General features: G+C 69.9%; 9 protein-coding genes. 6 read left to right on the top strand and 3 right to left on the bottom strand.

Annotated elements, in window-relative coordinates:
• Positions 1 to 62 precede the first annotated feature (62 nt).
• The 4 genes from treY to AKJ08_RS08935 all read left to right on the top strand — a co-directional run bounded on the left by treY (position 63) and on the right by AKJ08_RS08935 (position 5,840).
• Positions 63 to 3,071: a malto-oligosyltrehalose synthase gene (gene treY / locus AKJ08_RS08920; RefSeq protein WP_050725744.1), complete on the top strand. Its 3,009-nt coding sequence runs from the start codon at positions 63 to 65 to the stop codon at positions 3,069 to 3,071.
• A gap of 103 nt (positions 3,072 to 3,174) precedes the next feature.
• The gene (gene malQ / locus AKJ08_RS08925; RefSeq protein WP_050725745.1) at positions 3,175 to 4,743 is read left to right on the top strand and encodes a 4-alpha-glucanotransferase; all 1,569 of its coding nucleotides are present in this window, start codon (positions 3,175 to 3,177) and stop codon (positions 4,741 to 4,743) included.
• A 48-nt stretch (positions 4,744 to 4,791) separates the two neighbouring features.
• On the top strand, positions 4,792 to 5,412 hold the full coding sequence (locus AKJ08_RS08930; RefSeq protein WP_050727502.1) for an isochorismatase family protein: 621 nt from the start codon (positions 4,792 to 4,794) through the stop codon (positions 5,410 to 5,412).
• Positions 5,412 to 5,840: a hypothetical protein gene (locus AKJ08_RS08935; RefSeq protein ID WP_050725746.1), complete on the top strand. Its 429-nt coding sequence runs from the start codon at positions 5,412 to 5,414 to the stop codon at positions 5,838 to 5,840. The genes AKJ08_RS08930 and AKJ08_RS08935 overlap by 1 nt, the downstream gene beginning before the upstream one ends.
• 3 nt (positions 5,841 to 5,843) lie before the next feature.
• Here AKJ08_RS08935 and AKJ08_RS08940 read toward each other — a convergent pair whose 3' ends face one another.
• Positions 5,844 to 6,884: a cytochrome d ubiquinol oxidase subunit II gene (locus tag AKJ08_RS08940; protein WP_050725747.1), complete on the bottom strand. Its 1,041-nt coding sequence runs from the start codon at positions 6,882 to 6,884 to the stop codon at positions 5,844 to 5,846.
• Positions 6,881 to 8,203 (bottom strand): cytochrome ubiquinol oxidase subunit I, encoded by a 1,323-nt coding sequence (locus AKJ08_RS08945; RefSeq protein ID WP_050725748.1) that lies wholly within the window; start codon positions 8,201 to 8,203, stop codon positions 6,881 to 6,883. The genes AKJ08_RS08940 and AKJ08_RS08945 overlap by 4 nt, the downstream gene beginning before the upstream one ends.
• A gap of 146 nt (positions 8,204 to 8,349) precedes the next feature.
• On the opposite strand from AKJ08_RS08945, the gene AKJ08_RS08950 reads away from it, so the two are divergent.
• Positions 8,350 to 9,765, top strand: a complete 1,416-nt coding sequence (locus tag AKJ08_RS08950) for an MATE family efflux transporter (protein WP_050725749.1) — start codon at positions 8,350 to 8,352, stop codon at positions 9,763 to 9,765.
• A 40-nt stretch (positions 9,766 to 9,805) separates the two neighbouring features.
• On the opposite strand, the gene acnA is transcribed toward AKJ08_RS08950, so the two are convergent.
• Complete coding sequence (gene acnA, locus AKJ08_RS08955) at positions 9,806 to 12,469, bottom strand: aconitate hydratase AcnA (RefSeq protein ID WP_050725750.1); 2,664 nt, start codon at positions 12,467 to 12,469, stop codon at positions 9,806 to 9,808.
• 204 nt (positions 12,470 to 12,673) lie between these two features.
• Between acnA and AKJ08_RS08960 the strand changes: the two genes are divergently transcribed.
• Positions 12,674 to 13,441, top strand: coding sequence for a hypothetical protein (locus AKJ08_RS08960; RefSeq protein ID WP_157370578.1), 768 nt, complete (start codon positions 12,674 to 12,676; stop codon positions 13,439 to 13,441).
• The last annotated feature ends 258 nt before the right edge of the window (positions 13,442 to 13,699 follow it).

Consider the following 13,699-nt stretch of genomic DNA (forward strand, 5'->3'; position numbering starts at 1 on the left):
TTCCGGCCCCGACCGCGCCGTGCCCTTGCCGGGAGCGGAGCCGCTTCCCATCATCCTGCATCGTGACGCGGCCGGACTCCCACCCAGACGAGCGCGCCGCTCGGCTCCACGACGAGGCCGCCTCCCGGCTTCGAGGCTCGCGGATCCCCTCGTCCGTCTACCGCCTCCAGCTCTCCGCCGACTTCCCCTTCTCGCGAGCGGCCCGGGTCGTCCCCTACCTGCGCGAGCTCGGCATCGGCGACCTCTACCTCTCCCCCTACCTGCGGGCGGCACCAGGCTCCGCCCACGGCTATGACGTCGTCGCCCACGACGAGATCAGCCCGGAGCTCGGCGGCGCCGAGGGCCTCGAGCTCCTCGCCGCGGCGCTCCGCGAGCATGGGATGGGTCACCTCCTCGACTTCGTCCCGAACCACATGGGCATCGGCAAGGACAACGCCCTCTGGCAGGACCTCCTCGAGAACGGGCCCTCGTCGCACTACGCCCGCTTCTTCGATGTCGTCTGGAAGCCGGTGAAAGCGGAGCTCGAGAACAAGGTGCTGCTCCCGGTGCTCGGCGATCAGTACGGCGCCGTCCTCGAAGCGGGCGATCTCCAGCTCGAGCTCGTGCAGGGGACCTTCTCGCTCCGCTATTACGACCACGTCTTCCCGATCAATCCGAGACACTATCCGTCGATCCTCCGCCATCGGCTGGACGAGCTCTCCGACGACGATGGCGGAGCCAAGGACGAGCTCCTCTCGATCTGCACCGCGTGCGACAACTTGCCGTCGCGGACCGAGACCGATCCCGAGAAGGTCGCGGAGCGGCGGCGCGAGAAGGAGGTGATCAAGCGCCGCCTGGACGCGCTCTGTCAGGCCTCGCCACTCGTCTCGGCGTTCATCGAGCGGAACGTCCGCGATCTCAACGGGACGCGGGGCGACTCGGCGAGCTTCGATCTCCTCGATCGGCTCCTCGACGAGCAGGCGTACCGCCTCGCCCACTGGCGCGTCGCCGGAGAGGAGATCAACTATCGGCGCTTCTTCGACGTCAACGATCTCGCGGCGATCCGGATGGAGGATCCCGAGGTCTTCGGCCATACGCATCGGCTGGTGCTGAAGCTCCTCGCGGACGGCTTGGCCCAGGGGATGCGGATCGACCACCCCGACGGCCTCTTCGATCCGAAGGCCTACTTCCGGCGGCTGCAGGAGGAGCACTTCGTGGAGACCTGCCGCCGGATCGCCGAGGAGGAGGCGCTGCCCTTCGACGAGCTCGAGCCACGGCTTCGCTCGATGTACGAGCTCCATGCCCGCGACGGAAGGGACGCACGGCCCCTCTACGTCGTGATCGAGAAGATCCTCGGCCTGGGCGAGAGGCTTCCAGACGACTGGGCGGTCGAGGGGACCACCGGCTACGAGTTCCTGAACTCGGTGAACGGCCTCTTCGTCGATCCGGCGAACCTGCGCGCGATCGACGACGTCTTCTCCCGCTTCACCGGCCTGCGCCTGGACCTGGGCGAGCTCGTCTACCGCAAGAAGAAGCTGATCATGAGCACCTCGATGGCGAGCGAGGTGAACATCCTCGCGTTCCTGCTCAACCGCGTTAGCGAGATGAACCGGCGCTCCCGGGACTTCACGCTCAACGCGCTGCGGTCGGCGATCGTGGAGTACGTGGCCTGCTTCCCCGTGTACCGCAGCTACGTCACAGCGAAGGGCGTGGACGACCGTGACCGCCGCTACGTCGAGCAGGCCATCTCCGCCGCCAAGCGGCGCTCGCCCGTCACCAATGTCTCGATCTTCGACTTTCTCCGGAACGTCCTGCTGCTCCGCCACGGCGCCCACCTCGGCGACGAGGAGAAGCGGATGCAGCTCGACTTCGCCATGAAGCTCCAGCAGCTCACCGGCCCGGTGATGGCGAAGGGCCTCGAGGACACGAGCTTCTACGTGTTCAACCGCCTCGTCTCGCTGAACGAGGTCGGCGGCGAGCCACGGCACTTCGGGACCTCTCCCGAGGAGTTCCACGCCCAGAACGCCGAGCGTCTCATGACGGCCCGCGGATCGCTCCTCGCCACCACCACCCACGACTCCAAGCGCAGCGAGGACGTCCGGGCGCGGATCGACGTGCTCTCCGAGCTCCCAGGCGAGTGGAAGAGCGTGCTCGCCCGGCTCTCGAAGGCCGCGCGCCGCCATAGGGTGAAGGTCGGGGCCGATCGCGTCGCGCCGGATCGGAACGAGGAGCTGATGCTCTACCAGAGCCTGATCGGCGCCTGGCCCTTCGGCGAGCTCGACACCGCCGGGAGGCAGGAGCTCACGGCTCGCTTCGACGCGTGGGCCCTGAAGGCGGCCAAGGAGGCCAAGGTCAACACGAGCTGGATCAACCCCGACGTGGCCTGGGACGAGGCGCTGTCTTCCTTCGTGCGCCGCATCCTCGCCGACGACGCCTTCCTGCGGGAGCTCCTCCCCTTCCAGCGAAAGGTGGCCAGGGTCGGGATCCACAACTCCCTCGCCCAGCTCCTGCTCAAGCTGGTGTCTCCGGGTGTTCCAGACATCTATCAGGGGTGTGAGAGCTGGAGCCTCTCCCTGGTGGATCCCGACAACCGCAGGCCGATCGACTTCGACGGCCTCGCGGCGCGCCTCGACGAGATCCGCTCCCGGCGGGAGCGGGCCGCCGACGGCGGCAGCTTCGCCAGGGAGCTATGGGAGCGGCGGGAGGACGGGGACGTCAAACAGTTCGTCACCTGGCGGGCGCTCCAGCTGCGGCGCGGGAACCCCGCCCTCTTCCTCGACGGCGACTACGTCCCGGTGGACTGCGGCGGGCCGCGGGCCCAGAACGTCGTCGCCATCTGCAGGCGCAGGGGCTTCCAGCAGGTGATCGCGGTGGTCCCCCGACTCGTCGCTCGTCTCCTCGACGAGGTGGACGAGGGGCGCGATCCCTGGGAAGGCAGCTACCTCCTCCTGCCCGGCGGATCCGGCGGCGCCTCCTGGACCTGCGCGCTCACCGGCGCGGTCCACCGGCCGATCGCGGTGCGCAGGAGCGCCACCCTGCCCCTCTCGGCCCTCTTTCGCGATCTGCCCGTGGCGCTCCTCCAGCTCGGTTGAGCGGTCACACTTCACGCGCTCGGCGCCCCAATCGGGGAGGCCTGGATCGACGCGGGCGGCCCTATCGTGGGCCGAAAACGCATTCGGGATTTCGGGAGAGCTCGTGTCGAGAGACCAGGGTCGGAGCGCCGGCGCGCTCGTGCCTCTCTTTTCGGTGAGGGACGAGGGCGATTGGGGCGTGGGCGAGCTGCCCGACGTCGCGAGGATCGCCCCATGGCTCAGACGGGCGGGGCTCTCGTCGATGATGGTGCTCCCGCTGATCGAGGCGGCCGTCGGGCAGGACAGCCCCTACTCCGGCCTCTCCGCCTTCGCGCTCGATCCGGTCTACGTCTCCCTGGAAGCGATCCCCGACTTCTCGGAGCTCGGCGGAGAAGCGGCACTGGGAGACGAGGAGCGCCGGGAGCTGGAGAGGCTGCGGTCGCGCCCAACCGTCGACTGGGCCGCGGTGCGCCACCTCAAGGGGCGCTGGCTCCGGCGCTGCTTCGAGCGCTTCGTGTCGAGCGGCGCGTCCCGGAGCTCGGATCGCGCGAGGGACCTCGAGCGATTCCGCGAGCAGGAGCGGAGCTGGCTGACCGACTACTCGCTCTTTCGCGCGCTCAAGGAGGCCCACGCCCTCGACTGGTGGAAGGGCTGGCCGCCGCCTCTTCGGGACCGCGATCCCGCCGCGCTCGCCGCCGCCCGCGAATCCCTTGAAGCGGACTGTCGATACTTCGAGTACCTGCAGTGGAACGCCTACCGGCAGCTCGGCGCGGCTCGGCGCGAGGCCGCGAGAGAAGGCGTCCGGCTCGCGGGCGATCTGCCCTTCATGGTCGCCGAGGACAGCGCGGATGTCTGGTCGCGGCGGGACGCCTTCCGACTCGACGCGACCGTCGGAGTTCCACCGGACGCATACTCGGACGTGGGGCAGGATTGGGGACTGCCAGTCTACCGCTGGGACGTCCTCGCGGCCCGCGGCTACGACTGGCTCGCCGAGAGGGGGCGCCACTCCGCCGAGCTCTTCGACCTGCTCCGCATCGACCACGTGGTCGGCTTCTATCGAACCTTCGCCCGGCCGCGGGACGGGGCCACGCCCTTCTTCCTACCGGGGGACGAGGACGCCCAGCGCCGTCAGGGTGAGGCCGTGATGTCGACGTTCCGCGGCGCCGGCGTGGAGCTCGTCGCCGAGGATCTGGGGACCGTTCCACCTTTCGTTCGCCGCTCCCTGGCCTCCATCGGCGTTCCCGGCTACCGGGTGCTCCGCTGGGAGAAGGACGACGACGTCTTCCGAGATCCGCGCAACTGGCCCGCGCTCTCGCTCGCCACCACCGGGACCCACGACACCGAGCCCGTGGCCTCGTGGTGGGACGCCCTCCCCGAGGCCGAGCGCCGCGCCGCCCGCGCCCTCCCCGCGCTCCGGCACCTGCGCGACGACGAGGCGGCCGCCTTCGGCCCCGCGGTACACGAGGCCCTCCTCGAGGCGGTCTTCGGCAGCGGCTCCGACCTCCTGATCCTCCCGGTCCAGGACCTCTTCGGCGCCCGCGAGCGCATCAACCTCCCGGGCACCGTGGGCCCCCACAACTGGTCCTACCGGCTGCCCTGGACCATCGGCGAGCTCGCCACCGACGCCTTCGTGCGCGACCGCACCGCCGTCCTCTCCGAGCTGGGCTCACGTCACCGCCGAACCTCGCGCTGATCGATTGGACGGTGGACAATTCGGGACCCCGCTCCCAGCTTGAGTCACGTGGACACGGGTCTGCTCATCGTCGACGTGCAGAACGACTTCTGCGCGGGGGGCTCGCTCCCCGTGCTCGGCGGGGAGGAGGTCGCCCGGCCCCTGAGCAGGCTCGCGCACCTCGTCGCGCTGGCCGGCGGCCCGGTCTTCGCCTCGCGCGACTGGCATCCCGAGAAATCGAGCCACTTCGTGGAGTGGGGCGGGAAGTGGCCGCCCCATTGCGTGCAGGGGACCGAGGGCGCGGAGTTCCACCCGGACCTCGAGCTCCCCGAGGACGCGGAGACGATCTCCGAGGGGACCACCTTCGGAGACGAAGGCTACTCGGCTTTCGACGGCACGGACGGCGACGGCCGGCCCCTCGATTTGCTCCTGAAGCGCGCGGGCGTGAGCCGCCTCTACGTTGGGGGCCTCGCCACCGACGCCTGCGTCCAGGCCAGCGTCTTCGACGCCATCGGCAAGGGCTACGAGGTCCGGCTGATCGTCGACGCGATTCGGGCCCTCGACCTGGACCCGGGCGATGGGGAACGCGCCGTGACGGAGATGCGCATCGCCGGCGCCCGGCTAACGACCGTCGAGGCTGTCGTGCGCGACCTCGAGCTCGTCCTCGAAACCCGCAGCGGAGCCCCGTGATGAACATCCCCCTCCTCGACCTGAAGACCCCCTCCGGCGCTCCGGCGCCCTGGAAGGATCTCTGGCAGAAGCGCAACGTCCTCCTCCTCATCGGCGACGAAGAATGCGCCCCGTGCCGCAAGGTGCTCGACGCCTGGGCCGGGCTTGGCGATGAGCTCCGCTCCGAGCACGCTGCCGCCCTGGCGATCTTCCCTCGCGATCCGGGCGGCGTCGCCGACGGGATCGTCCTGCTCGAGGATCCGGACGGTCGCATGGCGGAAGCGCTCGGGGCCAGGCCCGGGACGATCGTGGCCGCCGACCGCTACTTCGAGATCCAGCAGTGCGAGTCGCTGCACGACCGCGATGTCGACGAGGTCGTGCGCGACACCCTGGAGTGGATCGACCTGGCCGAGCGGACCTGCGACGAATGCGGTGTGAGCACGTGGTGACGCCTATTCCGCTCGCTCGCGCCCCATCTCCTCGAAGATCGGCTCGCGCTTGAAGACGCGATAGAGCCAGTAGAGCGACGGGAAGAGGATCACCACGCCAGCAGCCAGGACGATGACGAGCAGTCGCAGAGTGGCGACGGGCGCCGCCGCGTTCGCAATGGTGACGTCCGGAGCGATGAGGAAGGGCTGGTGGGCGAAGCCCCAGCCGGCGACCACGATCGCCGCCTCCGCCGCCGCGAGGATCCGGGCGAGCTCGTACATCCGATAGAGGAGGAGCGCCGTGCTCGCCGTGGCCACGAAGCAGGCGGCGGCGAAGAAGAGCCAGCTCCACCAGGAGCCCAGGAGGGCAATGGCGAATTGCTCGTGCGCGCCGACACGCGCGGTGAACGCAGAGATCACCGCGAACACGAGCACCCCGCCCTGGGCGACGAGCGCCCGCACGCGGAAATCCTCCTGCAGCTCGGGATCGCGCGTCTCGCGGATCAGGTAGGAGGCGGCGACGAACGCGAACAGCGACAGCGTGAAGAAGCCGACGGCAAATGGAAACACCCGGACCCAGGGCGCGAAGAAGCCGGTGAGCACCCGGAAGCCCTCCTCCGGCGCCACACGGATTGCGCCGGAGGAGATCGCGCCAACCACGACTCCCAGGAGCACGGGCGTGACGACGCTCGCGTAGGCGAAGAGGTTTCCCCAGCGACGTTGCACGCGGTCTCCGGCGACGTCGTAGTTCCGGAAGACATAAGACGAGGCCCGCGCCACGATCCCCAGGAGCATGAGGGCGAGGGGAACGTGGAGCGCAATGGTCAGGGTGGAGAACGCCGGCGGGAAAGCGGTGAAGAGCAGCACCACCACGAGGACCAGCCAGACGTGGTTCGCCTCCCACACGGGCCCGATCGCCAGGGCGACGAGGTCGCGCTGACGAGCCGCCCGCGGTCCACTGGCGAAGAGATCCCAGAAGCCCGCCCCGAAGTCGGCGCCCGCGAGGACCGCGTAGAGGATGAGCGCGACGAGGAGGATCGCGGCGAGGATCCAGGCGAGGATCATCGCTCCGCCTCGGGCGTCGTCGCGGCCATGCCGGGCCCGATCCGGATCTGGCGCAGGAGGACGGCGACCACCGCAGCCGATAGCCCGAGATAGACCAGGATCGAGATCGTCAGCGGGATGATCAGGCTCGGCATCGGCGTGACCGCATGGGCGGTGCGCATGACGCCGTAGATCACCCAGGGTTGTCTCCCGACCTCGGTGACGATCCACCCGAACTCGATCGCCGCCATGCCCAGGGGCCCCGCAGCCACCGTGCACCAGAGGAAGGCCCTCCGATCCGGCAGGCGTCGCCTCCGGATCCAGGAGATCGCCGCCCACAGCGAGAGCAAGAACATGAGCAGGCCGCAGAGGACCATGAGCTGGAAGGCGTAGTGGAGCGTCGTCGAGGGCCAGTCGTTTTCCGGAAAGGCCTCGAGGCCCAGCACCGTCGCGTTCCGGTCGGAGTAGGCAAGCCAGGAGAGCATCCCCGGCAGCTCGATGGCGAGGCGGGTCTCCCGCGCCTGGTGGTCGGGGATCCCCAGGATCCGCAGCGGCGCGTGGGTCTCGGTCTTGAACTGGCTCTCCATCGCCGCGAGCTTGAGGGGCTGGTATTTCGCCACCTGCTTGGCGGACCAGTCGCCAACGAGGGGCTGGACCAGGGCTGCGGGAACCACCATCGCCATGGAGATGGCCAGCGCCTTTCGATGGACGGCGCTCCCCGGCCGGCGGAGGAGAATCCAGGCGTGGATCGCAGCGACCAGGATCCCCGTGGCCTGATACGCCGCCACGAGCATGTGAACGATCTCGTGGGCCGCGTACGGGGTGGTCATCGCCGCCACGGGATCGATGTCCACGAAGGCGCCCTCCTCGAGACGGAAGCCCCTGGGGAGGTTCATCCAGGCGTTGGCGGTGATCACGAAGACGGCCGAGAGGGCCCCGCTCGCCGCGACGACGACCCCGGAGGCCAGGTGCAGGGAGGGGCGGACCCGGTTCCAGCCGTAGAGGTAGATCCCCACGAAGATCGCCTCGGCGAAGAAGGCGAAGCCCTCCAGGGAGAAGGGCATGCCGATCACCGCCCCCGCGTGGCGCATGAAGCCGGGGAAGAGGAGACCGAGCTCGAAGGAGAGGACCGTGCCCGAGGCCGCGCCGATGGCGATCAGGACCGCGGTGCCCTTCGCCCAAGCCTTGGTGAGCTCGAGGTAGTCCGGATCCCGCGTCCGGAGCCAGGCCGCCTCCGAGATCACCATCAGCAGCGGCATGGCGATGCCGATCGCGGCGAAGACGATGTGGAAGCCCAGGGAGATCGCCATCTGCAGCCGGGCAAAGAGGAGATCGTCCATCCAGAGCAGATAGGCAGCCGTGCGCCCGGCGGCACGGCTCCGTTCCGGCCGGATGGACGATCCGGAAAGCCTCCGTGGCCCGGAACGGTTATGTTGCGCGGCCTCGTCTTCGCGGACGGCCTGCCAACCCTGGACGTCTTCCCACCATGAGCCTCGGATCCTCCCGTCTCCTCGAGCTGCGAAAGCTCGCCCGCCTCGCCGCCCCGCTCGCCCTCGTCCACGCGGGAAACCAGCTCATGACCCTGGTGGACATGGCCTTCGTCGGCCGCCTGGGCGCGGTCGCCCTGGGGGGAATCGGGATCGCGAACGGGATCTTCTTCACGGTCTCCACCCTCGGGATGGGCGCGATGATGGGCCTCGATCCCCTGGTCTCGCAGGCCGTCGGCGCCGGCGACCCCGCCAGGGCGAGGCGCTGGCTCTGGCAGGGCATCTGGCTGGCGCTCTTCGTGACGATCGTGCTCTCGATCCCGATCGCGATCGCGCCGAACTTCCTCGTCCCCTTCGGGATCGAAGAGGCCGTGGCCCGGGAGGCGACCACCTACCTGAACATCCGCCTCGTCGGCCTCTACCCCATGCTCGTCTACGTCGCGGTTCGGGCGTACCTGCAGGCCATGGGCGTGACCCGGCCGATGTTCATCTCGGTGGTGGCGGCGAACCTGCTGAACGTGGCGGCGGACGCGCTCCTGGTCTTCGGGGGCGAGATCCTGCCCGCCTGGGCCGGCCCGTTGCGGAGCCTCCCGGCCTTCGGCGTCGCCGGGGCCGCCGTGGCGACCACCCTCTGCACCATCCTCCAGCTCGCGATCATCACGTCTGCCGTCGGCTCGGTGGAGGTGCCGGGCTTCGAGAGGGGCATGCGCCGCTGGCTCCGGAGCGACCTCCTGGCCGCGCTGAAGGTCGGCCTGCCGATCGGCCTCCAGATGGCGGCGGAGGTGAGCATCTTCGCCCTCGTCGGCCTCCTCGTGGGCCGCATGGGCGCCGCGAACCTCGCCGCCCACCAGGTCTCCCTCACCCTGGCGAGCTTCACCTTCACCGTGGCAGTAGGAATCGGCGCCGCCGGCTCCGTGCGGGTGGGCCGCGCAGTTGGCGCGAGAGACATCGCTGGAGTGCGCGCCGCGGGCCTCACCGCCATCGCCGCGGGCGGGGGCTGGATGGCCCTGTCGGCCCTGGTCTTCCTCCTCGCCCCGAAGGCCCTCGCAGGCCTCCTCACGGATCAGGCGGGCGTGATCGAGGCGGCGGCGCCGCTCCTGATGATCGCGGCGGTCTTCCAGCTCTCGGACGGCCTCCAGGCCGCCGGGTCCGGCGTGCTCCGAGGAGCGGGCGACACCCGCTTTCCCTTCCTCGCGAACCTCTTCGGCTACTACGTGATCGCCCTGCCCCTGGGCCTCTGGCTCGCATGGGGCATGAACCTCGGCGCCGCCGGCCTGTGGTGGGGGCTCTGCACCGGCCTCACCGTGGTCGCGATCGCCCTGATCGCGCGGTTCCGCCGGATCTCCTCGCGGCCGATCGCCCCGCTCTCGCCGATGGCGCCCGCCGCGGCGGCGGGCGTCGCAGGGGAGGCCTGATTCCAGGCAGCCGGCGGGCGCGGCTCGGCCTTGCGGGGCATCAGCCCTCGAGCAGCCTCCGCAGCACGTAGACCAGGATCCCGCCGTGCCGGTAGTACTCGGCCTCGTCTGGGGTGTCGATCCGGGCGAGCACCGGGAAGGTGCGGGACGCGCCGTCTGCGCCTTTGACGCGCACGTCGAGCGTCTTGCCCGGGATCACGCCCTCCGCGATCCCCAGTACGTCGACCGTCTCGTGTCCCGTGATCCCCAGGGACTTCGCGCTCGTCCCCGCCTCGAGCTGCAGGGGCAGGATGCCCATCCCGATCAGGTTCGAGCGGTGGATGCGCTCGAAACTCTCGGCGATGACCGCCTTCACACCGAGGAGGAGCGCGCCCTTCGCCGCCCAGTCGCGCGAGGAGCCGGTGCCGTATTCGGCGCCGGCAAACACGACCAGTGGCGTGCCGCTCGCCTGGTAGCGCATGGCCGCGTCGTAGATGGAGAGCTGCTCGCCGGTGGGGACGTGAATCGTGTAACCACCTTCTACTCCGGGTACCATCTGGTTGCGGAGGCGGATGTTCGCGAAGGTGCCTCGGACCATCACCTCGTGGTTGCCGCGGCGAGAGCCGTAGGAGTTGAAATCCTTGGGCGCGACGCCCTGCTCGACGAGGTAGCGGGCCGCCGGGCTGTTCAGCGCGATCGAGCCCGCCGGCGAGATGTGGTCGGTGGTGACCGAGTCGCCCAGGACGGCGAGAACCCTCGCGTTGTCGAGGTTCCGCAGCGGCGCGGGCTGCTTCGGCACGCCCTCGAAGAACGGCGGCTTGCGAACATACGACGAGTCGGGATCCCACGAGAAGGTCTTCCCGGTGGGCACCTCCAGCGCGCGCCAGCGCTCGTCTCCGTCGAAGACCGCGTCGTAGCGCGCGGCGAATTGCTGTGCCTTGACCGAGCTCCGGATCGCCTGCTTCACCTCGTCGGCGGACGGCCAGATCTCCCGCAGGTAGACCGGGTTGCCGTTGTGATCCAGCGCGAGCGGATCCTTCTCGAGGTCGAGGTCCATCGTCCCCGCCAGCGCGTAGGCCACCACGAGCGGCGGCGAGGCGAGGTAGTTCATGCGGGTGTGCGGATTGATCCGCCCCTCGAAGTTCCGGTTGCCCGAGAGCACCGCGGCCACGGCGAGGTCCTGCTTCTCGATCACGTCCGCGATGTGGCCCGGGAGCGGGCCCGAGTTGCCGATGCAGGTGGTGCAGCCGTAGCCCACCAGGTGGAAGCCCAGGGCCTCGAGGAACGGCGTCAGCCCGGCCTCCTCGAAGTAGTCGGTCACGGTCTGGGAACCGGGGGCGAGAGAGGTCTTCACCCAGGGCTTCGCGGTGAGCCCGCGCTCCACCGCCTTCTTCGCGAGGAGGCCCGCGCCGAGCATCACCGCAGGGTTGGAGGTATTGGTACAAGAGGTGATGGCCGCGATCACCACCGACCCGTGGCCGAGCTGGTAGCTCTCCGACCCGTCCCGGATCTCGAAGCGGGCGTCGTGGGCGTCGGCCGGGACCATCTGCGAGAGCGAGCGGCGAAAGGCGCTCTTCGACTCCCGGAGCCTGATCCGATCCTGCGGGCGCCGGGGCCCGGCGAGGGACGGCTCCACTGTGGCGAGATCGAGCTCGAGGACCTCCGAATAGACGGGCTCGGCCATGTCCTTCGTGTGGAAGATCCCCTGCTCCTTGCAGTAGGCCTCCACGATGGCGACCTGCTCCCGGCTCCGGTTGGTGAAGCGCAGGTACGCGAGCGTCTCTTCGTCCACTGGCGAGAAGCCGATGGTCGCGCCGAACTCCGGGCTCATGTTGCCCAGGGTCGCGCGGTCGGGGAGCGCTAGGGCCGAGACGCCCGGGCCGAAGAACTCTACGAACTTCCCCACCACGCCGAGCTTGCGGAGCGTCTCGGTGACGGTGAGGACGAGGTCCGTGGCGGTCGCGCCCTCCTTGAGCGAGCCCCGGAGCCGGAAGCCGACGACCTGCGGGAGCAGCATCGAGAGCGGCTGGCCCAGCATCGCGGCCTCCGCCTCGATCCCGCCCACGCCCCAGCCCACTACGCCGAGGCCGTTGACCATCGGCGTGTGCGAGTCGGTGCCGACGAGGGTGTCGGGGAGGAGCGTGCCGTCGGCGCCCTCCAGCACCACGCCCGCCAGGTACTCCAGGTTCACCTGGTGGCAGATCCCCGTGCCGGGCGGGACCACGCGGAAGTTGCGGAACGCCTGCTGGCCCCAGCGGAGGAAGGCGTAGCGCTCCTCGTTCCGGGCGTACTCGAGCTCGACGTTGCGGCCGAAGGCGCCCGCGGTTCCGAAGTTGTCCACCTGCACCGAGTGGTCGATCACGAGATCGCCGCGGCTCAAGGGGTTGATCTTCTCGGGATCCCCGCCCATTCGCGTCACCGCCTCCCGCATCGCGGCGAGGTCCACCACGGCGGGGACGCCGGTGAAGTCCTGGAGGAGCACCCGCGCGGGATGGAAGGCGATCTCGGTCTCGGGCTTCGCCTTGGGATCCCACTCCAGCACCGCCTCGATCTGCCCGCGGGTGACCGTCCGGCCGTCCTCGTGGCGGAGGAGGTTCTCGAGGAGGATCCGTAGGGAGATGGGCAGGCGCGCGACCTTGTCCGCGGGCAGCGCCTTCAGCCGAAAGATGGTGTGCGTCTTGCCTCCGACCTGCAGCGTCCCCTTCGCTCCAAAGCTGTCGCGCATCCTTCTCCTCCTTCGAATGCCTCGGCTGCTCGCGCGCATCCCGGGCAGGCGGGCGGGCACCGGAGGGGCGTCCGCCGGGCGGCGGGAATCCTTGCACGGGAGGTGCGTTCTCGGGCGTCGAAGCACCGCGCCTTGCGCATGCGATAGTCGCATCCCCGACACGACCTTTCGGGTAGGATGCGCCCCGTTTCGGAGGATTTCGCCGTGATTGCCGACCTTCCCATCCCCTGGCCCCGTCCCCGCTACGTCTCCGCGGGCCCCGCGCGCGTCGCCTACCTCGCGCTCCTTCCGGAAGCGGGCGAGCTGGCGCAGAAGGGACATCCCCTCTTCGAGGGCTTCGAGATCACCGCCCGTTACCGCGGCGAGGACCCGGAGTGGTTCGACGGCTGGGTGAACCCCAAGGGGACCTTCGGCTCCCTGCTGCTGCGCACGCCGGGCATCGACATGGTCGCGCTGACGACCTGCAAGGCCGCCGTGGTGCTCTCCGGCGAGTTCGCCGAGCCGAAGGATCTCGGCTACATCCAGCGGGCGTTCCGGATCATGCAGCTCCTGGCGAAGGCCGGCGCCGTCGCCGTCTGCGACGTGGAGTCGATGGTCTGGTGGCCGCGCTCCGACATCGAGGAGCTCGGCGCCGATTGGGACTTCGACGTCTCCGACCACGTGCGCGTGGTCTTCGAGAGCGCGGAGCGGGAGCCGGGCGCCGGCCACCTCTGCCACACGCTGGGGATGGCGAAGTTCGGCAGGCCCGATCTGGCGATCGCAGGCCTCGAGCGCGAGCACGCCGAGGCGGCGGGCGAGATGCTCCTCAACCTTGCGACCGCCCTCGCGCAGGGCGATCAGTTCGAGACCGGCGACGTGGTGGAGCCCGACGGCTTCCCGCCTCTTCGCTGCGAAGAGCTCGGCGACGACACCGGCTCGCCGGACTCCACCTTCGGCAACCGCTCGCTCTGGCTCGTTCCAGAGGAGGCGTAGTCGCAGCGGCGGGGATTCGATGTGCCCCGCAGGCTGCGATAGACTCGGACGGCATGCCGCACACTCCGAATCCATGCGCCGTGAGGCGAAGGGGCCCGCTGCTGTTCGCTCTCGCGGCCCTGCTCCCAGCGGCGCTCTTGTCGATTTCCGCGCGGTCCGCCCTCGCGGAGGCACCGGCCTCCGATGCGGACGCGGCCCAGGTAGCGACGTCGTCGCCGGCCGATCCTACGCAGGCTGATCCGGCGCCGGCTGTTTCGG

The sequence above is a fragment of the Vulgatibacter incomptus genome (assembly GCF_001263175.1).
GTDB classification, from domain to species: domain Bacteria; phylum Myxococcota; class Myxococcia; order Myxococcales; family Vulgatibacteraceae; genus Vulgatibacter; species Vulgatibacter incomptus.